This window comes from Kitasatospora sp. NPDC057940, assembly GCF_042887425.1.
In the GTDB taxonomy this organism is placed as follows: Bacteria; Actinomycetota; Actinomycetes; order Streptomycetales; family Streptomycetaceae; genus Kitasatospora.
In genome coordinates this window covers 47,578-67,225 of the sequence record NZ_JBHVPH010000026.1, presented here as the reverse complement: position 1 = coordinate 67,225, position 19,648 = coordinate 47,578, and the positions used below count along the sequence as shown (strand labels likewise).

Here is a 19,648-nt window from a genome sequence, read left to right as displayed (position 1 = left end):
CCCCCCGTGAGAAGCACCACCGTCCGCCGCCGCCTGCTCGCGGCCACCGCCCTGCTGCCGGTGCTGGCGCTGGCCGCGTGCGGCTCGGACCCGAAGATCGCGGGCCCGGCGGGGGCGAGCGGGCCCGCCGCCACCGCCGTCTCCCAGGACGTCGTCTCCGGCCTCGTGAAGTCGGACGCCGCCGCCGCGCTGCTGCCCGAGGAGGTCCGCAAGGCCGGCACGCTGACCTTCGGCGCGTCCTTCGGCTCGCCGCCCACCGCCTTCTACGCCGACCAGGCCACCAAGAAGCCGGCCGGGATCGACGTGGACTTCACCGACGCGGTGGCCAGGCTGCTCGGGCTGACCGTGCAGCGCCAGGAGGCCGCCTTCGAGACCATCCTGCCCGCCCTGGACAGCGGCAAGTTCGACGTCGGCACCGGCAACTTCGGGGTCACCACGGCCCGGTTGAAGACCATCGACTTCGTCACCTACATCGACGACGGCCAGGGCTTCGCCGTCCGCAAGGACAACCAGGCCGTCCAGCCGGTCACCGACCTGCTCCAGCTCTGCGGGCTGACCATCGGCACCGGCGCCGGCACCACCTTCGAGACCACGCTGAACGCGAAGCGCACCGCCTGCACCGACGCCGGGAAGAAGCCGTACGAGGTCAGGGCGTTCAGCGACCCCGGGGCCGTGCTCACCGGCCTCCAGCAGGGCCGGGTCGACGTCCTGATGTCCACCATCAACGGCCTGCGCTACCAGGCCGCGCAGGAGGCCTCCGGGACGCGCTTCCTCGGCGAGTTCCACCGGCTGGACGTCGGCTTCGCGTTCAAGAAGGGCTCGAAGCTCACCCCGGCGTTCCAGGCGGCGGTCAACCAGCTGATCAAGGACGGGACGTACGAGCGGATCCTCAGGAAGTGGGGGGTCGCCGAATCGGCGATCAAGGAGTCCCTGATCAGCCCGCCCGAACACCAGTGATCCCCGGGTCTGCCGAAGGAGCCCCCCGATGACCGCCAGCACCACCGCGACCTCCCAGGCCCAGGCCCAGGCCCAGGCCCAAGCCCAGGCCTCGGCCAAGGCCCGGGCCGAGCGGGCACCGGCGTCCGGACCCGATCCCGGTCCGGGCACCGGCCCCGGCCCCGGCCCCGGCTTGGACCTCGACGAACTGGCCGGCCTGCGGGCCGTCCCCGCCCGGCACCCCTGGCGCTGGGGGATCGGGGTCGCCGCCCTCGTCGTGCTCGCCCAGTTCGCCCACGGCCTGGCCACCAACCCCGGCTGGGACTGGGCCACCTTCCGGCTCTACTTCACCGCCGACACGATCGTCCAGGCGGTCGGCCGCACCCTCGAACTCACCGTCTACGGCACCGGGCTGGGCTTCCTGCTGGGCGCCGTGGTGGCCGCGATGCGGCTGTCCCGCAGCGCGATCCTCCAGTCCGTCGCCTGGGCGTACGTGTGGGTGTTCCGCTCGATCCCGCTGATCGTCCAGCTGGTGTTCTGGTTCAACCTGTCGTACCTCTACAAGCGGTTCGGGATCGGCATCCCGTTCGGCCCGACCTTCGGGGACTTCGAGACGGTCGGCGTGCTGAGCGCGCTCGGTGCCGCCGTGCTCGGCCTCGGGCTGCACCAGGCCGCGTTCGCCGCCGAGATCATCCGCGGCGGCGTCATCGCGGTGGACGCCGGCCAGCGGGAGGCCGCCACCGCGCTCGGCATCCCGCGCTGGCGCCAGAGCTGGCGGATCGTGCTGCCGCAGGCGATGCGCGGCATCCTGCCGTCCGCCGCCAACGAGGTGATCTCGCTGCTCAAGGGCACCTCGGTGGTCTACGTGATGGCCATCGGCGAGCTCTTCTACCAGGCCCAGGTGGTCTACGGCCGGACCGGCCGGGTGGTGCCGCTGCTGATGGTCGCCACCGTCTGGTACGTGCTGCTGACCACGGTGCTGTCCATCGGCCAGTACTACGTCGAGCGCTACTTCGCCCGCGGCGCGCAGCGCACCCCGCCGCCCACCCCGCTCCAGCGCGCCCGGGCCTTCGTCCGGAGCCTGCCCGCCCGCACGCCGACCACCCGCACGCCGACCACCCGCGCAGCGACCGCGGGCACCACCGGAGGACGTCGATGACCACGCTCACCAGGACCGGACCGGCGGCCGCACCGATGGTGCAGGTCCGCGGGCTGCACAAGAGCTTCGGGCCGCTGGAGGTGCTGCGCGGCGTCGACCTGGACGTCCCGGCCGGCTCGGTCACCGTGGTGCTCGGCCCGTCCGGCTCCGGCAAGTCCACGCTGCTGCGCGCGATCAACCACCTGGAGAAGCTCGACGGCGGCTACGTCGCCATCGACGGCGAGCTGATCGGCTACCGGCGCTCCGGCGACCGGCTGTACGAGCTCAAGGAGCGCGAGGTGCTGCGCCAACGCACCCACATCGGCTTCGTGTTCCAGAACTTCAACCTGTTCCCGCACCTCACCGTGCTGGAGAACCTGGTCGAGGCGCCGATCGCCGCGCTGCGCCGCCCCCGGGCCGAGGCCAGGGCGACGGCGCTGGCGCTGCTGGAGCGGGTCGGGCTGGCCGACAAGGCCGCCGCGTACCCCCGGCAGCTCTCCGGCGGCCAGCAGCAGCGGGTGGCGATCGCCCGGGCGCTGGCCCTGGAGCCGAAGGTGCTGCTGTTCGACGAGCCCACCTCGGCGCTCGACCCGGAGCTGGTCGGCGAGGTGCTGGACGTCATCAAGGACCTCGCCCGGACCGGCACCACCATGATCGTGGTCACCCACGAGATCGGCTTCGCCCGCGAGGTCGCCGACACCGTCGTCTTCATGGACGGCGGCGTGGTGGTCGAGCAGGGCCCGCCGGCCGAAGTCCTGGACCGCCCCCGGCACGAACGCACCCGGGCCTTCCTCGCCAAGGTGCTCTGAGCCGAGGCGTCCTGAGTCGAGGCGTCCCGAGCCGAGGGCCTCCGGTCCTTCCCACCGCACCGAAACCCCCTTCACCGAGCAGGAGTTCCGCCATGCCCCTACCCCGTCGCGCCCTGGTGGCCGCCGCCGGCGCCCTCGCCGCCGCCGGCGCCCTCGCCGCCGCCCTCGCCCTGACCGCCTGCGGCGGCGCGTCCTCGGGAGCCACGGCGGAACTCGCCCCGGCCAAGGGCAGCATCGCGCCGAACGGCGCCGTGGTGAACCTGACGGCCGACCAGAACCGGGTGACCACGGCCAAGGTCGACGCCATCGCGGCGCTCGTCCCCGAGGAGATCAGGAGGAAGGGGACGCTGGCCGTCGTCGACTCCCTCGGCACCACCCCGCCGCTGGACTTCTACGCCAACGACGACAGGACCATCATCGGCGTCGAGCCGGACATCGCCACCCTGGTCGGCAACGTGCTCGGCCTCAAGGTCGAGTTCAACCCGGTCTCCTGGGAGAACATCTTCGTCGGCCTGGACAGCGGCAAGTACGACGTCGGCCTCTCCAACATCACCGTCACCGAGGCGCGCAAGGAGAAGTACGACTTCGCCACCTACCGGCTGGACGTCCTCGGCTTCGAGGCCAGGAAGGGCAGCGGCCTCAAGGTCGCCGGCGCCAAGGACCTGGCGGGCCGGTCGGTCGGCGTCTCCTCCGGCACCAACCAGGAGAAGCTGCTGATCTCCTGGAGCGAGGAGAACACCAGGAACGGCCTCAAGCCGATCGACATCAAGTACTTCCAGGGCACCGAGTTCTACCTGGCGCTCTCCTCCGGCCGGATCGACGCCTACGTCGGCCCCAATCCCAGCCTGGCCTTCCACGTCGCGCAGACCGGCGAGACCGAGATCGTCGGCACCTACTCGGGCGGCGGCGCGGACGTCCTCGGCAAGATCGCCGCGACCACCCGCAAGGGCAACGGGCTGGTCCAGGCGCTCAACGGGGCGCTGAACGAGGTGATCAGGAACGGCAGCTACGGCCAGGTGCTCAAGCGCTGGGGCCTGGACAACGAGGCGGTGCCGGCCTCCGAGGTCAACCCGCCCGGGCTGCCCAAGCCGTAGGGCCCGTCCGTTCACCCGTTCGCCGCCCCCCGCCGCTATGGTGACCCCTCCGGCGGCGAACACCGCCCGGACACGGCGGACTTGGGGGAGGACATGCAGCAGGGGGAGGTGCTCGACGGCCGGTACCGGCTGGACGAGTGGCTGGGCAGGGGCGGCTTCGGCGTGGTCTGGAAGGCGACCGACCAGCGGCTCGACCGCGAGGTCGCGGTCAAGCTGCTGCTGGCGGAGCACGCCGCCGACCGGGAGGCCGTCGGGCGGTTCGTCCGCGAGGCCCGCACGGCCGGCGGCCTCTCCAACCCGCACATCGTGACCGTGTACGACTACGGCCTGGTCACGACCGCCGCCGGGGGGACCCACTACCTGGTGCTGGAACTCGTCCGCGGCCGGGCCCTGTCCGACATCCTCAAGGACGGCGTCCCGGACCAGGAGGCCGCGCTGAAGTGGATGCGCCAGGTCTGCAAGGCACTGGACGCCGCGCACCGCTCGGGCGTCGTCCACCGCGACATCAAGCCCGAGAACGTGATGGTCGACGCGGGCGGCAAGGCCAAGGTGCTGGACTTCGGCATCGCCCGGCTGCTCACCCAGTCCGCGGTGCTCACCTCCACCGGCAGCGTGGTCGGCACCGTCCCGTACCTGGCGCCCGAGTGCTGGTCCGGCGCCGCCGTGGACGGCCGGGCCGACCTCTACGCGCTCGGCGTCATGCTGTACGAACTCTGCGCCGGGCGGCGCCCGTTCCGCGCCTCCTCGGCCGCCGAGTACATGTACAAGCACCTGGAGGAGACCCCGCCCCGGGTGCGCAGCACCGATCCGGCGCTGGCCGACCTGGTCGCCGGGCTGCTCGCCAAGCGGCCCGCGGACCGGCCGGCCACCGCCGCCGAGGTGCTGGAACGGCTGCGCCGGATCCGGCCGGGGGTGCTCCGCCCGGACGACCCCAGCCCGGAGCAGCTGCGCCGCCGGGCCGACCAGGCCTGGCGGCGCGGCGCGCAGGGCGCCCCCGGGGAGGCCGTCGAGATGCTCACCGCCCTCATCCCCGACCTCGCCCGGATCTGCGGCCCGGCCGACCCGCGCACCCTGCGCACCTGCCACGACCTGGCCATCTGGCTGGCCCAGGACGGCAGCCCGGGCACCGCCGTCGCGCTGCTGCGCGAGCTGGCCGCGGAGCCGGCCGCCGAACCGGACGTCCGGGCCGACGCGCTGCGCGACCTGGACCGCTGGCTCCGGGAGGCCGCCCGGAGCGGGCCGGGCCGGCCGCGGGCGCTGAGCCTGGCCGGCCTGCTCGGCGGCGGCCCGCAGGGCGGCTGAGGGCCCTCGGCGCCGTACGGGCGGGAGGCTGTCAACCGTGCGGGCCGCTGATTCGGCGTCTGCGGCGACTGTGGGAATTGATAGGAATCCGCCCACCGGGACTGTCTGGTTCACGGCCGGTGGCGTTGATATACCTCGTTGCCGGAGTCGGGTGCGGTGTCTTCGGCCGCCCCGGCGAGCTGCGACGAAAAGGCTGGTGACGGATCGATGAAGCTCCTCCGCGTCGGACCCCCGGGCGCCGAGCGCCCGGTCGTGCTGGGCCAGGACGGCATCGGGTACGACCTCTCCGGGCGTGCCCGGGACATTGACGGGGCCTTCCTGGCCGGGCTGGACACCGCCGCCCTGGCGCGGGACGTGGCCGCCGGGGCGCTGCCCCGGGTGGACCTCGCCGGGCAGCGGGTGGGCGCGCCGGTCGCCCGCCCGGGAAAGGTGGTCGGCATCGGGCTCAACTACCGCGACCACGCCGCCGAGGCCGGGGTCGCGGCCCCGGACGAGCCGGTGATCTTCCTCAAGCCGAGCTGCACCGTGGTCGGCCCGTACGACGAGGTGCTGGTGCCGCGCGGCGGCGAGAAGACCGACTACGAGGCCGAGCTGGCCGTCGTGATCGGCCGCACCGCCCGCTACCTGGCCGGGCACGAGGAGGCCGCGGCGGTGATCGCCGGCTACACGATCGCCAACGACGTCACCGAACGGGCCTTCCAGTTCGAGCGCGGCGGCCAGTGGGACAAGGGCAAGTCGGCGGAGACCTTCACCCCGCTGGGGCCCTGGCTGGTCACCGCGGACGAGGTGGCCGACCCGCAGCAGCTGCCGCTGCGGCTGTGGGTCAACGGCGGGCTGCGGCAGGACGGCAACACCGGCAAGATGATCTTCCCGGTGCTCGAACTGGTCCGCTACGTCAGCCAGTTCATGGTCCTGGAGCCGGGCGACGTGATCGTCACCGGCACCCCGGCCGGCGTCACCCTGGGCCACCCCGGCACGCCGTTCCTGGCCCCGGGCGACATCGTCGAGATCGAGATCGAGGGCCTCGGCCGCCAGCGGCAGGTGCTCGGCAGGGCGTAACTCCCCGCCGGCGCGGCACCGGCCGCCCCGACCCCGGGCACGGGGGTCGGGTCACCGGGCCGCCAGCACCTCGCGCAGCCGCTCGGCCCGCGACGCCTGCGGCCCCTCCAGCGCGAGCAGCACGGCCAGCACCTGCGCGGTCTGCGGGTCGTGCAGCGCGGTCGCCGCCGCCATCGCCGTGAACTGGTCCACCAGCCAGTCGCGCAGCTCGCCCACCGGCAGCGTGCGCCCCTCGTCCAGCCAGGTCAGCGACGCGCCCTCGACCACCGCGATCCACGAGCGCACCAGCAGCGTCAGCCGGGGCCCGGCCTCCCGCACGCCGAGGTGCCGCAGGGTCCGCTTGAGCGCCGCCCGCCGGACGTCGTCGACGATCGCCGAGGTGCGGGCCGTCTCCACCACCGAACCGCCGCGCAGCAGCGCGGAGTAGCCGGCGTCGTGCTCGGCCACGAAGGCGAAGTAGCCGTCCAGGACGGCCGCCAACTGCTCGGACGGGGGCCCGGCCAGCGGGACGGCGAAGCGGCTGGTCAGCTCGTCGGCCGCGCTGCGCAGCGCGGCCTCGTACAACTGCTGCTTGCCGCCCGCGAAGTAGCGGTAGACCAGCGGGCGGGAGGCCCCGGCGGCCTCGGCGACGTCGTCCAGGCCCACCTCCTCGGGCGGCCGGGCGGCGAACAGCTCCAGGGCGACCGCGATCAGCTGTTCGCGGCGCTGCTGCACCGGCAGCCGCCGGTAGCCGGTGCGGCGCGGGCGGGGGCCGGGTGCGGCCGGGGCGGGCACCTGGCCGGTTGCCGTGGCGGGGCGGGCTTCCATGGCGGTCAGCGTAATGGGCGTGGGCCCGATCGGATCCTGTCGTGTGCGGTGGTTTCCCGAACGTGTGTTTGCGTGCGTCCGCCCGGCGGGTTCGACCGGTGCATGTCACCGATCGCCCGGTTATGGCTTGCAATCGGCCCCCGCCACGCCATGATGTCCGAATGGTTGAAGAACTGATCACCTCCGACGCCACCACCCCGCGTCGCATCGCCGACGGTTACGTCCGGGCCCTGGCCGAACTCGACCCGCTGACCGCGGTCTACCTGGGGTTCAGCCCCGAGGACGACCGGCTGCCCGACCTCTCGCCGGCCGGTGCCGAGGCGATCGCCGACCTCGGCCGCCGCACCCTGGCGGCCCTCGCCGAGGCCGAACGCTCCGACGCCGCGCAGGACGAGGCGGAGCGCCGCTGCGCCCGGCTGCTGCGCGAGCGGCTGACCGCCTCCCTCGCCGTCCACGAGGCCGGGGAGAACTTCCGCGCGGTGCGCAACCTGGGCTCCCCGGTGCACGAGGTCCGGGACGTCTTCACTCTGATGGGGACCGACACCGAGGCCGAGTGGCGGGTGGTCGGCCGCCGGATGGCCCGCGTCCCGCTCGCGCTGGCGCAGTACCGGGAGACGCTGGCCGCCGGCATCGAGCGCGGCCTGCTGTCCGGCCCGCGCCAGGTGGCCACCGTGGTCGGGCAGCTCGGCGAGTGGCTGGAGGGGGACGTACCCGGCGGCTGGTTCGGCGAGTTCGTCCAGGGCGCGCCGGAGGGCCTGCGCGCCGAGCTGTCCGGGCCCGCGCTGGCCGCCGGGGAGGCGCTGGCCGAGCTGCGCGACTGGCTGCGCGACGTCTACGGCCCGGCCGCCGCCGACACCCCCGACACCACCGGCCGTGAGCGCTACCGCCGCTTCGTCCGCTTCTGGACCGGCTCCGACCTGGACCTGGACGAGGCCTACGCGTGGGCCTGGGGCGAGTTCCACGACCTGCTCGCGCAGATGGAGGCCGAGGCCGAGAAGGTCCGCCCGGGCGCCGACCCGATGGCGGCGATGAAGTGGCTGGAGTCGGACGGCCCGGCCGTGGAGGGCGCCGAGGCCACCCGGGTGTACCTCCAGGAGCTGATGGACCGGGCGGTCCGGGACCTCCAGGGCACCCACTTCGACCTGGCCGAGCCGATCACCCGGGTCGAGTCGAGGATCGCCCCGCCCGGCAGCGCGGCCGCGCCGTACTACAGCGCGCCCTCGCTGGACTTCAGCCGCCCCGGGCGGACCTGGCTGCCGGCGCTCGGCCGGGAGCGCTTCCCGGTCTGGGACCTGGTCTCCACCTGGTACCACGAGGGCGTCCCGGGCCACCACCTGCAGCTCGCGCAGTGGAACTACGTCGCGGACCGGCTCTCCACCTACCAGGTCAGCCTGGGCGGGGTGAGCGCCAACCTGGAGGGCTGGGCGCTGTACGCCGAGCGCCTGATGGACGAGCTCGGCTACCTCACCGACCCGGGCCACCGCCTCGGCTACCTCAACGCGCAGATGATGCGCGCGCTGCGGGTGATCGTCGACATCGGCATGCACGCGGGCCTGGACTTCCCGGCCGACTCCCCGTACCTGCCGGGCGAGCCGGTCAGCCCGGAGGCGGCCCGGGAGTTCTTCGGCCGGTACTGCGGCCTGACCCCCGACTACCTGGACAGCGAACTGGTCCGTTACCTGGGCATGCCCGGCCAGGCCATCGGCTACAAGCTGGGCGAGCGCGCCTGGCTGCGCGGCCGGGCGGCGGCGCGGGCGGCGCACGAGGCTCGCGGCGAGGAGTTCGACCTCAAGGCCTGGCACATGGCGGCGCTCTCGCAGGGCTCGCTGGGGCTGGACGACCTGGTCGACGAGCTGTCCGCGCTGTAAAGCGGTCGCCGGCCCCGGGCCTCGTCCGCGAGTCCCGGGGCCGCTGGTCCTCTGGTCCGAAAAGGTCGATTTGGTGAGGTTTTTCCTTGCCATCCGCCCGTGCGGGAGCTTCGCTTGAAGGCGACTGCGTGACATCCCCGACTGCGTGACCCCTCCGTACCCCTCCGGAAGGCCGACCAGTGTCTGCGCAAACCGCCACCGGTCATGAGAACGCGGACAGCCGCCGCTGGTGGGCGCTGGCCGTCATCGCCGTCGCCCAGCTCATGATCGTCCTCGACGTCACCATCGTGAACATCGCGCTGCCGTCGGCCCAGCGGGACCTGGGCATCTCCGACGCCGACCGGCAGTGGGTGATCACCGCCTACACGCTCGCCTTCGGCGGCCTGCTGCTGCTCGGCGGACGGCTGGGCGACCTCTTCGGCCGCAAGCGCGTCTTCACCGTCGGCCTGCTGGGCTTCGCCACCGCCTCCGCCCTCGGCGGCTCGGCGGACGGCTCCGCCATGCTCTTCGGCGCCCGCGCCCTCCAGGGCGGGTTCAGCGCCCTGCTCGCCCCCTCGGCCCTGGGGCTGCTCTCCACCACCTTCACGGACCCCAGGGAACGCAGTACGGCCTTCGGCGTCTTCGGCGCGATCGCCGCCGGCGGCTCCGCGCTCGGCCTGATCCTGGGCGGGCTGCTGACCGAGTACCTGGACTGGCGCTGGTGCCTGTTCGTCAACGTCCCGATCGCCGCCGCCGCGGCCCTCGCGGCCACCGGCCTCCTGGAGCGCGACAGCGCCGCCAGGGGGCGCCGGGTCCGGCTCGACCTGCCCGGCGCGCTGCTCGGCTGCGGCGGCCTGCTGGCGATCGTCTTCGGCACCTCCGAGGCCGTCACCCGGACCTGGGGCGACGGGCTGGTGCTCGGTTCGCTGGCCGCCGGCCTGGCGCTGCTCGCGGTGTTCGTCCTGGTCGAGCGGCGCACCACGCACCCGCTGCTGCCGCTGCACATCGTCGCCGACCGCAACCGCGGCGGCGCCGCCCTCTCGGTCGGCCTGGCCATGATCGGCATGTTCGGCCTGTTCCTCTTCCTCACCTACTACCTCCAGGTCATCAAGCACTTCTCCCCGGTGCTGTCGGGCGTCTCCTTCCTGCCCATGACGGCCGCCATCGTGCTCAGTTCGACCGGCTTCGCGGCCCGGCTGATGACCAGGGTGCCGACCCGGAACCTGGTCTGCCCCGGGCTGCTGCTCGCCGCGGCCGGCATGGCCTGGCTGACCCGGATGACGGTCGACGGCCCGTGGGCCGGCACGGTGCTGCCCGCCGAGCTGCTGCTCGGCTCCGGCATGGGCCTGGTCTTCATGCCGTCGATGAACCTGGCCACCCTCGGGGTCTCCCCGCGCGAGGCGGGCGCGGCCTCGGCCACCATCAACTCGGCCCAGCAGGTGGGCGGTTCGTTCGGCACGGCGCTGCTGAACACGGTCGCGGCCAGTGCCACCGCGTCGTTCCTGGCCACCCGGATCGCCTCGTCGCCGGTGGTACGGGCCCAGGCCACGGTGCACGGCTACGTGGTCGCGAACTGGGTGTCGACGGGCGTCCTGCTGCTGGCCGCGCTGATCGCCTTCCGGGTGATCGACCACCGGCCGGCGCCCACGGTGACGACCGTGGGCCCGGGTGAGGCGCACGCGGGCGCCTCCGCGACCGTCCCGGCTGAGCCCCGACGAGAACCCTGAAATTTTCAGCAAGTCCTTGCAGTCAACCTCCGGCGCCTGCTTGACTCCTGGCCACCGTCCAGGAACCGAGGAGGCGCCGTCGTGCTGCCCGAGTTCGACCTGCTCGTCGTCGGCGGCTCCGGCGTCGACACCATCGTCCGGGTGGACCGGCTGGAGGTCCCGCCCGGCGACTCGCTGTTCGTCGGACCCGTCCGCGACTACGTCGGCCACACCGGAAACGGCGTCGCCCTCGGCGCCCACCGCCTCGGCCTGCGCACCGCCTTCCTCGACTTCCTCGGCGACGACCCGCAGGGCGCCCTGGTCCGCGCCTCCTACGAGCGCCACGGCCTGCACTTCGCGCACCTGGTGAGCCCGCACGGCACCCCGCGCGGGGTCAACCTGGTGGACGCCGACGGCCGCCGGTTCTCCTTCTTCGACGGCCGCCACCCCGCCGACCTGCGGCTGCCGCCCGAGTTCTACCTGCCGTACGCGCGGCGCAGCCGGCACGTCCACCTCTCCATCACCGGCGTCAACCGGGACATGTACGCCGACCTCCACCGGCTCGGCCGCACCACCTCCACCGACCTGCACGACTGGGACGGCGCCAACCCGCACCACCGTGACTACGCGCTCGGCTCGGACCTGGTGTTCCTCTCGGTGGCCGGCTGCCGCGGCCGGCACGAGCAGCTGATGCGCGCGATCCTCGCCGAGGGCCGCGCCGCTGTCGTCACCGCCACCGCGGGCGCCGACGGCTGCTACCTGCTCACCCGGGACGACGACGAGGTGCACCACCTGCCGGCCGTCGACCCGGGCCGCCCGGTGGTGGACACCAACGGCGCCGGGGACGCCTTCGTCGCGGGCTTCCTCGCCGCCTGGTTCCGGGGCCGCCCGCCGCTGGAGTGCGCCCGGGCCGGCTCGGTCGCCGGTGCCTTCACCTGCACCGCCGCCGGGACGCACACCGCCTTCATCGGGGCCGAGGAGCTGGGGAGCGCGCTGGACCGCCTACGCGCCGCCGGGTGAGCTTTTTCTCATGGATATCCCAGCCACCGGTAACGACCTTTCCAGGCTGAAACGGCATAGTCGTTGATCGCACGCAGCCCCCGGAAAACCGTCGACCACTGGCAGGAGAGACAGACATGGGTCAGCACCGCCGCCCGACGTCGCGCCGCCGCCGCAGCCTGCTGGGGCCGACCCTGTTCACCGCGCTCTCGGCGGTGGTGGTCGCCGCCGTGGTCACCGGTACGCACGGGCTGAGCCTGTCCGACGCGACGGCCGCCGGGAAGGCGGCCCGCAGCTCCCGGGCCGCCGTCGCGCCGGCCGCGACCGGGCCCGCGTCCGAGGCGCCCGCCGCACCCGCACCGGTCGACGCCGCCGCTCCGACCGACAGCCCGACCGACAGCCCGTCCGCCGCCCCGGCCGACAGTGCGAGCGCCGGTGCGAGCGCCGACCCCGGCAGCGCCCCGGCGGCCGCCCCGACGCCCTCCGCGCCGGCCACCCCCGACACCCGCGGCGCCGTCCTCGGCACCACCGCCACCGCCGCCGCCACCCCCGAAGCCGCCACCGTGGGCGCGCTGTTCAGCGGCACCGTGGCGGCCGGCAACCACTTCTGCACCGCCAGCGTGCTGCACAGCCCCGGCGGCAACCTGCTGTTGACCGCCGCGCACTGCCTCAGCAGCGCCGGCGGCGTCACCTTCGTCCCCGGCTACCGCGACGGCTCCGCCCCGTACGGCAGCTGGCAGGTCACCGCGGTCCACACCACCACCGGCTGGTCCCAGAAGGGCGACCAGGACGAGGACTTCGCCATCCTGGAGACGGCCCCGAGCAACGGCCGCAAGGTCGAGGACGTGGTCGGCGGCAACCGGCTCGGCGCCGACGAGCCCTTCGGCGCGACCGTCCGCCTCTACGGCTACCCCGGCGACGCCGAGGAGCCCATCCTGTGCACCAACACCACCGGCCGGCAGAGCACCTACCAGCGCGTCATCGACTGCCCCGCCTACCCGTCCGGCACCAGCGGCGGCCCCTGGATCAACGTCGCCACCGGTGACGTGGTCGGCGCCATCGGCGGCTACCAGCAGGGCGGCGACACCGACGACGTGTCCTACAGCGCCTACTTCGACCACACCGTCGCCGGGCTGGTCTCCCAGGTCGAGGGCGCCTCGTCCTGAGCCAGGCCGGGCCCGCGCCGCGCGCCGCCGACCGGGCCCGGACATGACGAAGGCCCAGATCCGTGGATCAACTCCACTGATCTGGGCCTCAGTTGCACTCCTTGCGAAGTGCCCCCGGTAGGATTCGAACCTACGCACCCGCCTCCGGAGGGCGGTGCTCTATCCCCTGAGCTACGGGGGCCTGCTCGGTGTCGTCGGCGTTTCGGCCTCCGACGTGAAGAACACTACCAGGCTCCGGGCGTGGTCCGTGCACGGGTTTGCGACGGGGGTGCCGGAGCGGGTGCGGGGTGCGTCGGCGGCGGGCGGCGAGGGGCGGTGGAAGTGCCCAAAGGCCGGACGGGGCGGCGGGGGCGCCGATACCCTCGGTGAGGTGTCGGGAGTGTCCGGGCGGGTCCTCGTGGTGGACGACAGCGAGGTGATCCGCCAGCTGATCAGGGTCAACCTGGAGCTTGAGGGCTTCGAGGTGGTGACCGCCGCCGACGGCGCCGAGTGCCTGGAGGTGGTCCGCCGGGTGAAGCCGGACGTCGTGACGCTGGACGTGATGATGCCGCGCCTGGACGGCCTGCGGACGGCGGCCCGGCTGCGCGCGACCCCGGGGACCAGCCGGCTGCCGATCGCGATCGTGAGCGCCTGCACCCCGGCCGATCTGGACCTGGGGGAGGCCGTCGGGGTGGACGGCTACCTCGGCAAGCCCTTCGACCCGGCCGATCTGGTGGCGCTGGTGCGGCGGCTGATGACCCTGGGGGGACAGCCGGGCGGGTTTCGCCCTGAGCGAACAGAGCGGACCGATCGGGGCTGACACCGCTGACGGGAGGGCCCGCGGGCGTCCCGACCGGCAAACCGGGTGGCGGGCGGGTACCCCGTCTCGCCTACGCTTGGCGTCGTGACACCCGCAGAGCTTTCCCAGGCAGTCCAGGCCGCAGTGAGCGCCGCCGTCGAGGCGGGCGAGCTGACCGTCGCCGTGCCCGAGCACGTGACGGTCGAGCGACCCAAGAACAGGGACCACGGCGACTACGCGATCAACGTGGCCCTCCAGCTCGCCAAGGCGGCCGGCCGCCCGCCGCGAGCCGTGGCGGAACTGCTGGCCGACCGCCTGCGAGGGATCACCGGCGTCGCCAAGGTCGACATCGCCGGTCCGGGCTTCCTGAACATCACCATGGACGCCGCGACCCAGGGCGCGCTGGCGCGCACCATCGTCGAGACGGGCGAGGCCTACGGGCGCAACGAGGCGCTCAAGGGCCTGAAGATCAACCTGGAGTTCGTCTCCGCCAACCCGACCGGCCCGATCCACATCGGCGGCGTCCGCTGGGCCGCCGTCGGCGACTCGCTGGCGCGCGTGCTGCGGGCCAGCGGCGCCGACGTCACCACCGAGTACTACCTGAACGACGCCGGCGTGCAGATCTCCAAGTTCGCCGGCTCGCTGAAGGCCGCCGCGAACGGTCAGCCCGTCCCCGCCGACGGCTACGTGGGCGAGTACATCGGCGACATCGCCAAGGCGATCACCGACGGCGTCCCGGGCGTGCTCGACCTGCCCGACGCCGAGCAGCTGGAGGCCTTCCGCACCGAGGGCCTCAAGCTCATGGTGGCCGAGATCCAGCGCTCGATGCAGGAGTTCGGCACCCACTTCGACGTCTGGTTCTCCGAGAAGACGCTGCACGAGTCCGGCGCGGTCGAGAAGGCCATGGACCGGCTGCGCGAGCAGGGCCACGTCTTCGAGCAGGACGGCGCGGTCTTCCTGCGCACCACCGACTTCGGCGACGACAAGGACCGCGTCCTGGTCAAGGCCGACGGCGAGACCACCTACTTCGCCGCCGACGCCGCGTACTACCTGTCGAAGCGGGACCGCGGTGCCGAGGTCTCCGTCTACATGCTGGGCGCCGACCACCACGGCTACGTCAACCGGCTGAAGGCCATCGTGGCCTGCGCGGGCGACGACATGAACCGCAACATCGAGGTCAAGATCGGCCAGTTCGTGAAGATGCTTCGCGACGGCGAAGAGGTCCGCATGTCCAAGCGGGCCGGCAACATCATCACGATCGACGACGTGATCGAGTGGATCGGCGTGGACGCCGCCCGCTACACCCTGACGCGGTCCCCCACGGACTCCACCATCACGCTCGACATCAACGTGCTGACCAGCCAGTCGAACGAGAACCCGGTCTACTACGTCCAGTACGCGCACACCCGGATGTGCGGCGTGGCCCGCAAGGCCGCGCAGCTCGGCGTCGACAAGGGCGCGGCGGAGGACTTCAAGCCCGAGCTGCTCGCCACCGTGTGGGAGAACGACATCCTCGGTGCCCTCGGCGAGTTCCCGCGGATCCTGGCCACGGCCGGCGAGCTGCGCGAGCCGCACCGGGTCGCCCGCTACCTGGAGGACCTCGCGGGCAAGTACCACCGCCTGTACGAGAACTGCATGTTCCTGCCCAAGGGCGACGAGGAGCTCACGGACACGCACCGCGCCCGGCTCTGGCTGGTCGAGGCCACGCGAACGGTGATGGCCAACGGCCTGACGCTCCTGGGCGTCACGGCGCCCGAGCGGATGTAGGCACCACCCCCAAGTGCGCAGCGGGGGCGGCTGACGGTCAACGGAGACCGTCGCCGCCCCTCGCCATAGGTCAAGGAAGCAGAGGACATGTCTCGCTCCGCACACCCCGCAGGCCCCCGTCACGGTGACGTGCTGCCCGAGGGCCACTACGCCGCCCCGCCGGCCGACCTGAACGCGCTCGACCCCAAGGTCTGGTCGCGCACCGTCGCCCGCGACGCCGAGGGCGTGGCCACCGTCGGCGGGATCGACGTCAAGTCCCTGGCGGCCGAGTTCGGCACGCCGGCCTACGTGCTCGACGAGGACGACTTCCGGGCCCGGGCGCGGGCCTGGCGCGACGCCTTCGGCACCGAGGCGGACGTCTTCTACGCCGGCAAGGCGTTCCTCTCCAAGGCGATCGTGCGCTGGCTGCACGAGGAGGGCCTGAACCTCGACGTGTGCAGCTCCGGCGAGCTGACGGTGGCGCTGGCCGCCGGGATGCCGCCGCAGCGGATCGCGCTGCACGGCAACAACAAGACGGCGGACGAGCTCGAACACGCGGTGAAGACCGGCGTCGGGCGCATCGTGGTCGACTCCTACGAGGAGATCGAGCGGCTGGCCGCCATCGCCGCCCGCCAGGGCGTCCGCCAGCAGGTGCTGATCCGGATCACCGTCGGCGTCGAGGCGCACACCCACGAGTTCATCGCCACGGCGCACGAGGACCAGAAGTTCGGGTTGTCCCTGGGCAACGGGTCCGCCGCCGAGGCGGTGCGCCGGGTGCTCGGGCACGAGGGCCTGGAGCTGCGCGGCATCCACTCGCACATCGGCTCGCAGATCTTCGACACCGCCGGTTTCGAGGTGGCCGCCCGCCGGGTGGTCGGCCTGCTGGCCGAGATCCGCGACGAGCACGGCGTCCAGCTGCCCGAGATCGACCTGGGCGGCGGCCTGGGCATCGCGTACACCAGCGAGGACGACCCGCGCGAGCCGGCCGAGATCGCGGCCGCGCTGGCCGACATCGTGCGCCGCGAGTGCGCCGCCGCGAACCTGGACACCCCCCGGCTGAGCGTGGAGCCGGGCCGGGCGATCGTCGGCCCGACGGCGTTCACGCTGTACGAGGTCGGCACCGTCAAGCCGCTGGAGGGCCTGCGCACCTACGTCAGCGTGGACGGCGGGATGTCCGACAACATCCGGACCGCGCTGTACGACGCCGAGTACTCGGTGGCCCTGGTGTCGCGCCGCAGCGACGCCGAGCCGATGCTGGTGCGGGTGGTCGGCAAGCACTGCGAGTCCGGCGACATCGTGGTCCGGGACGCCTTCCTGCCGGCCGACCTGGCCCCGGGCGACCTGATCGCGGTGCCCGCCACCGGCGCGTACTGCCGCTCGATGGCGAGCAACTACAACCACGCCCTGAAGCCTCCCGTGCTGGCCGTCAAGGACGGCGCCGCGCGGGTGATCGTCCGGCGCGAGACGGAGGAGGATCTCCTGCGTCTCGATATCGGATGACGAAATCCTTGTCTCAGATCATGGAACGACCGTAGATCCGTGCGGGAAGTCCCCGAGACTGGTACGGACCGAAGTTCCCGGCGGCCCCCAGAATCCCGCCGGAATTACCGAAGCACGAAGAATGCAGAGCGGAGTCGGATGATGCGTACGCGCCCGCTGAAGGTGGCGTTGCTGGGTTGTGGTGTGGTGGGCTCCGAGGTGGCGCGCATCATGACGACGACGGCCGACGACCTCGCCGCGCGCATCGGTGCCCCGGTCGAGCTCGCGGGGATCGCGGTCCGCCGGGCCGGCCGGGTGCGCCCGGGCGTGCCCGAGCACCTGATCACCACCGACGCCGAGGCCCTGGTCAACCGGGGCGACATCGACGTGGTGGTCGAGGTCGTGGGCGGCATCGAGCCGTCCAAACACCTCATCCTGTCGGCGTTCCGGCGGGGCGCCTCGGTGGTCAGCGCCAACAAGGCGCTGCTCGCCAAGGACGGCACCGAACTGCACGCCGCGGCCGCCGCGGCCGGGGTGGACCTGTACTACGAGGCCGCGGTGGCGGGCGCGATCCCGCTGCTGCGCCCGCTGCGCGAGTCCCTCGCGGGGGACAAGGTCAACCGGGTGCTGGGCATCGTCAACGGCACCACCAACTTCATCCTCGACAAGATGGACACCACCGGCGCCGGCTACTCGGAGGCGCTGGAGGAGGCCACCGCACTGGGCTACGCCGAGGCCGACCCGACGGCCGACGTCGAGGGCTTCGACGCCGCCGCCAAGGCCGCGATCCTGGCCGGCATCGCCTTCCACACCAAGGTCACCGCGGCGGACGTCTACCGCGAGGGCATCACCGAGGTGACGGCCGCCGACATCGCCTCCGCCAAGGAGATGGGCTGCGTGGTCAAGCTGCTCGCGATCTGCGAGCGGGCGGCGGACGGCGAGTCCGTCACCGCGCGGGTCCACCCGGCGATGATCCCGCTGTCGCACCCGCTGGCCTCCGTCCGCGAGGCGTACAACGCGGTGTTCGTCGAGGCCGAGGCGGCCGGCCGGCTGATGTTCTACGGCCCGGGCGCGGGCGGCTCGCCGACCGCCTCCGCGGTGCTCGGCGACCTGGTCGCGGTCTGTCGCAACAAGCTGGCCGGTGCCACCGGTCCCGGTGACTCGGTGTACACGCAGCTGCCCGCCAAGCCGATGGACGAGGTGATCACCCGCTACCACGTCAGCCTGGACGTGGACGACCGTGCCGGTGTCCTCGCCCAGGTCGCGTCCGTCTTCGCGGAGCACGGCGTCTCCATCGACACCGTGCGCCAGCAGGGCCGCGACGGCGACGCCTCGCTCGTCGTGGTCACTCACCGTGCCACCGACGCCGCGCTGTCGGCGACGGTCGACAAGCTCCGCGCGCTGGACAGCGTGCGGGACGTGGCCAGCATCATGCGGGTCGAAGGGGAGTAAGGAACAGCCATGAACGCCGTTGCCGAGAACGTCGTCCGAGGCGCGCACACCCACCAGTGGCGCGGCCTGATCGAGGAGTACCGGGACCGCCTGCCGGTCACCGCGGCCACCCCGGTGGTCACCCTGCTGGAGGGCGGCACGCCGCTGGTCCCCGCCCAGGTGCTGTCCGAGCGCACCGGCTGCGAGGTCTACCTCAAGGTCGAGGGCGCCAACCCGACCGGCTCCTTCAAGGACCGCGGGATGACGATGGCCATCTCCAAGGCCAAGGAGGAGGGGGCGCAGGCCGTCATCTGCGCCTCCACCGGCAACACCTCGGCCTCCGCCGCCGCGTACGCGGTGCGGGCCGGGATGGTCTGCGCGGTGCTCGTCCCGCAGGGCAAGATCGCCCTCGGCAAGATGGGCCAGGCGCTGGTGCACGGCGCCAAGATCCTCCAGGTGGACGGGAACTTCGACGACTGCCTCACCCTCGCGCGTGAACTGTCCGAGAAGTACCCGGTGGCGCTGGTCAACTCGGTGAACCCGGTGCGGATCGAGGGCCAGAAGACGGCTGCCTTCGAGATCGTCGACATGCTCGGCGACGCCCCGGACATCCACGTCCTGCCGGTCGGCAACGCGGGCAACATCACCGCGTACTGGAAGGGCTACCGCGAGTACTCCGCCGACGGCCTGGCCACGCGCACCCCGCGGATGTGGGGCTTCCAGGCCTCCGGCTCGGCCCCGATCGTGGACGGCGCGCCGGTGCTCAAGCCGCAGACCATCGCCACCGCGATCCGGATCGGCAACCCGGCCTCCTGGGACTTCGCGCTCGCCGCGCGGGACGAGTCGGGCGGCCTCATCGACAAGGTGACGGACCGTCAGATCCTGTCCGCCTACCGGCTGTTGGCCGCGCAGGAGGGCGTCTTCGTGGAGCCCGCCTCGGCCGCCTCGGTGGCCGGCCTGCTGGCCAAGGCGGAGGCCGGCCTGGTCGACCCGGGCCAGCGCATCGTCTGCACCGTGACCGGCAACGGCCTCAAGGACCCGGACTGGGCGGTGGCCGGCGCGCCGCAGCCGCAGATCGTCCCGATCGACCCGGAGGCGGCGGCGCAGCGCCTGGGCCTGCTCGACTGACCTGCCGTCGGGCCCCGCGGGCGCCCGACGCCTCGACGGGCCGACCCTTTCGGGGGTCGGCCCGTCGATGTTCTCCGGTGACACTTTTGTGTCAATTACGCCGCGCATTCCGATCTGATTCCGGTACGCATTCCGGCCAGAAGCGGCAACACACCAGATCGGAGGACCACGGGGTGTACCACTGGGGAACCTCTCTTCGATACTCTGGGTTCGGCCGTGTGGC

Annotated in this window: 16 protein-coding genes and 1 tRNA gene; 15 read left to right on the top strand and 2 right to left on the bottom strand. The window is 73.0% G+C overall.

The genetic code is table 11. The annotated features are described in order from the left end of the window. Positions 1–6: 6 nt before the first annotated feature. The 6 genes from ACFVTF_RS30340 to ACFVTF_RS30315 all read left to right on the top strand — a co-directional run bounded on the left by ACFVTF_RS30340 (position 7) and on the right by ACFVTF_RS30315 (position 6,338). Positions 7–957: an ABC transporter substrate-binding protein gene (locus tag ACFVTF_RS30340; RefSeq protein WP_387817516.1), complete on the top strand. Its 951-nt coding sequence runs from the start codon at positions 7–9 to the stop codon at positions 955–957. 28 nt (positions 958–985) lie between these two features. Next, the gene (locus ACFVTF_RS30335) at positions 986–2,095 is read left to right on the top strand and encodes an amino acid ABC transporter permease (protein ID WP_387817515.1); all 1,110 of its coding nucleotides are present in this window, start codon (positions 986–988) and stop codon (positions 2,093–2,095) included. Then, positions 2,092–2,883: an amino acid ABC transporter ATP-binding protein gene (locus ACFVTF_RS30330; RefSeq protein WP_371517142.1), complete on the top strand. Its 792-nt coding sequence runs from the start codon at positions 2,092–2,094 to the stop codon at positions 2,881–2,883. The genes ACFVTF_RS30335 and ACFVTF_RS30330 overlap by 4 nt, the downstream gene beginning before the upstream one ends. A 92-nt stretch (positions 2,884–2,975) precedes the next feature. Beyond that, positions 2,976–3,977 (top strand): ABC transporter substrate-binding protein, encoded by a 1,002-nt coding sequence (locus ACFVTF_RS30325; RefSeq protein WP_387817514.1) that lies wholly within the window; start codon positions 2,976–2,978, stop codon positions 3,975–3,977. A 93-nt stretch (positions 3,978–4,070) separates the two neighbouring features. Next, entirely contained in the window at positions 4,071–5,279 is a 1,209-nt protein-coding gene (locus ACFVTF_RS30320) for a serine/threonine-protein kinase (protein ID WP_371517140.1), read from the top strand. Positions 5,280–5,486: 207 nt separating this feature from the next. Next, positions 5,487–6,338, top strand: coding sequence for a fumarylacetoacetate hydrolase family protein (locus tag ACFVTF_RS30315; protein WP_350879621.1), 852 nt, complete (start codon positions 5,487–5,489; stop codon positions 6,336–6,338). A 51-nt stretch (positions 6,339–6,389) separates the two neighbouring features. On the opposite strand, the gene ACFVTF_RS30310 is transcribed toward ACFVTF_RS30315, so the two are convergent. Then, positions 6,390–7,145, bottom strand: coding sequence for a TetR/AcrR family transcriptional regulator (locus ACFVTF_RS30310; protein ID WP_387817512.1), 756 nt, complete (start codon positions 7,143–7,145; stop codon positions 6,390–6,392). A 161-nt stretch (positions 7,146–7,306) separates the two neighbouring features. Between ACFVTF_RS30310 and ACFVTF_RS30305 the strand changes: the two genes are divergently transcribed. The 4 genes from ACFVTF_RS30305 to ACFVTF_RS30290 all read left to right on the top strand — a co-directional run bounded on the left by ACFVTF_RS30305 (position 7,307) and on the right by ACFVTF_RS30290 (position 12,863). Then, positions 7,307–9,013 (top strand): DUF885 domain-containing protein, encoded by a 1,707-nt coding sequence (locus ACFVTF_RS30305; protein WP_387817511.1) that lies wholly within the window; start codon positions 7,307–7,309, stop codon positions 9,011–9,013. 179 nt (positions 9,014–9,192) lie between these two features. Continuing rightward, positions 9,193–10,719: an MFS transporter gene (locus tag ACFVTF_RS30300; protein WP_387817510.1), complete on the top strand. Its 1,527-nt coding sequence runs from the start codon at positions 9,193–9,195 to the stop codon at positions 10,717–10,719. An 81-nt stretch (positions 10,720–10,800) separates the two neighbouring features. Further along, complete coding sequence (locus ACFVTF_RS30295) at positions 10,801–11,718, top strand: carbohydrate kinase family protein (RefSeq protein WP_387817509.1); 918 nt, start codon at positions 10,801–10,803, stop codon at positions 11,716–11,718. A 116-nt stretch (positions 11,719–11,834) separates the two neighbouring features. Further along, positions 11,835–12,863 carry a trypsin-like serine peptidase gene (locus ACFVTF_RS30290; protein WP_387817508.1) on the top strand — a complete coding sequence of 343 codons (1,029 nt, stop codon included), beginning with the start codon at positions 11,835–11,837 and terminating at the stop codon, positions 12,861–12,863. 109 nt (positions 12,864–12,972) lie between these two features. Here ACFVTF_RS30290 and ACFVTF_RS30285 read toward each other — a convergent pair. Beyond that, positions 12,973–13,044, bottom strand: a tRNA-Arg gene (locus tag ACFVTF_RS30285). Between the two features lie 198 nt (positions 13,045–13,242). Here ACFVTF_RS30285 and ACFVTF_RS30280 point away from each other — a divergent pair. From ACFVTF_RS30280 to thrC, 5 genes are all read left to right on the top strand, one after another. Then, complete coding sequence (locus ACFVTF_RS30280; RefSeq protein ID WP_371522679.1) at positions 13,243–13,662, top strand: PleD family two-component system response regulator; 420 nt, start codon at positions 13,243–13,245, stop codon at positions 13,660–13,662. 84 nt (positions 13,663–13,746) lie between these two features. Then, complete coding sequence (gene argS, locus ACFVTF_RS30275) at positions 13,747–15,408, top strand: arginine--tRNA ligase (RefSeq protein WP_363581970.1); 1,662 nt, start codon at positions 13,747–13,749, stop codon at positions 15,406–15,408. Between the two features lie 87 nt (positions 15,409–15,495). After that, positions 15,496–16,887: a diaminopimelate decarboxylase gene (lysA, locus tag ACFVTF_RS30270; protein WP_371517130.1), complete on the top strand. Its 1,392-nt coding sequence runs from the start codon at positions 15,496–15,498 to the stop codon at positions 16,885–16,887. Between the two features lie 138 nt (positions 16,888–17,025). Continuing rightward, on the top strand, positions 17,026–18,318 hold the full coding sequence (locus ACFVTF_RS30265; protein WP_387817507.1) for a homoserine dehydrogenase: 1,293 nt from the start codon (positions 17,026–17,028) through the stop codon (positions 18,316–18,318). A 9-nt stretch (positions 18,319–18,327) separates the two neighbouring features. Further along, positions 18,328–19,425, top strand: coding sequence for a threonine synthase (gene thrC / locus ACFVTF_RS30260; RefSeq protein WP_063347816.1), 1,098 nt, complete (start codon positions 18,328–18,330; stop codon positions 19,423–19,425). Positions 19,426–19,648 lie beyond the last annotated feature (223 nt).